The organism is Mesorhizobium sp. M7A.F.Ca.MR.362.00.0.0 (genome assembly GCF_004023175.1).
Classification (GTDB): domain Bacteria; phylum Pseudomonadota; class Alphaproteobacteria; order Rhizobiales; family Rhizobiaceae; genus Mesorhizobium.
The window spans coordinates 1197-2829 of sequence record NZ_RZTF01000311.1; the positions used below are offsets into that span (position 1 = coordinate 1197).

A 1633-nucleotide genomic window follows, 5' to 3' on the forward strand; every position below is an offset into this window, starting at 1 on the left:
GAACGAACCCGGCGGCAACGGCATCGCCTCGCTTCAAGCGCCGCTCGGCGGAGGTGTGGACGCCGCCGAAGGATGTCGCGGCCTGCATCAAGGCGCAATTGTTAATGAAATCCTCGGCCTTGTCCTCCGAGGCGAGTTCGAAAGAGATCAGAAAACCGAAGCGCTCCATCTGGGCACGGGCAAGGTTGTGCGACGGATCGCCTTCCAGTCCGGGATAACGCAGGTCGCTGATTGCCCGGTGGCCCTGCAGCCGCCGCGCGATGACTTCCGCCGAGGAACACATGCGATCGAAGCGCACATCCAGTGTCTCCAGGCCGCGATGCACCAGCCAGGCTTCGAATGGTCCGGGAATGCTGCCGGAAACTTCGCGCCAGCCGGTCACGGCGGCGATGATCTCGGCATTGCGGCTGGCGACATGGCCGAACAGCACATCTGAATGGCCGTTGGGTGCCTTGGTGTCGGCGGCAACGACGATATCGGCGCCATGGTCGAGCGGCCGCTGGCCGAAGGGTGTCATAGTCGTGTTGTCGACCACAAGGATAGCGCCGGCCTTGTGAACAGCATCGGCAACGGCGGCGATATCGCAGATATCCAGCCCCGGATTGGCAGGGGTTTCGACAAAGGCGAGGCGATAGCCATCGAAGCCGCCGTCGGGGAAGGTCGAGGTAGGCCTGACATCGTAGGCGATGCCGAGCGGCTTGAGGAAGCGATCGGCCAGCGCTCTTGTCGTGTGGTAGCCGTCCGATGGTAGCAGGATACGGTCGCCAGTCTTGAGCACGGCAAAAAACGCCGCCGAGATTGCCGCCATTCCTGAAGGGAAGGCGACGCAAGGCGCGTCCTCCAGATGGGCCAGCATATGTTCGACCGCGTCCCAGGTCGGGTTGCTGAATCGCCCGTACTGGTTGAAACCGGTGGCGTCGCCGGGCGCATGAAAGATGGCGGTCATGGTCAGTGGCAGGGGAATGGAATCGCCCATGGCAAGCCCGCTGCGACGCAGGTGAGGAAGCGCTGCAGCGCGTGACTTTGCAGTTTCAGACATCGAATTTCCAACCCTGTTTGCGACCGGCGATATGTGGCGAGACGCTATGCCCGGCAGCGGCGCGCGGCAAGGCGCGTCCGGTTGGGCCAGGCGGCTCTAAACGGTTCGTTAGGCTTAATAGACCATAAAGACGAGACGTGTCGGCGAGGCTGCTCTCATTGGTCGCGGCGCGCGTGTTTGTGAAGCCTAATCCCGTTGACGCCCATAGTGCCCCATGATATCCCATCTAGACATCAAAGCCTTCGTTCCGTGTCAGGGTAAAGCGTACGCCAATCGGGCAGCCGCGGCGGCTGCGCGTTTGCCGGTTTTTGCCCGTGCGGATGAGGCTGATGCGGGGCAGGGAGCGCGCTGCGGCGGCGCGTGCGACAAGATGGAGAGGGGTGCGGCGGCGCAAGCGGCTGTAGCGTTTAATGGACCGGTTTCTGTCAAGCACGGTGAGCAGGATCGATGCGAAGGGACGGGTGTCCGTTCCCGCGCATTTCCGTGCGGTCGTGCAGAAGCGCGGCTATTCGGAACTTTATGCGCTGCGCTGCCTGGATCTGCCGGCGATGGATGTCGGCGGGCTCGATCTGCTCGACCGCTACGAGCAGCGCA

Annotated in this window: 1 protein-coding gene and 1 pseudogene (1 of these 2 running past the window's edge); one reads left to right on the plus strand and one right to left on the minus strand. The window is 63.0% G+C overall.

The window, feature by feature from the left end; genetic code table 11:
- Positions 1 to 1039 (minus strand): cystathionine gamma-lyase (locus EOC06_RS27940; protein WP_245470137.1); only part of this gene is annotated, 1039 nt, incomplete at its 3' end.
- Between the two features lie 410 nt (positions 1040 to 1449).
- Between EOC06_RS27940 and mraZ the strand changes: the two are divergent.
- Positions 1450 to 1633, plus strand: a pseudogene (mraZ, locus tag EOC06_RS27945) (division/cell wall cluster transcriptional repressor MraZ) (it continues 274 nt past the right edge of the window).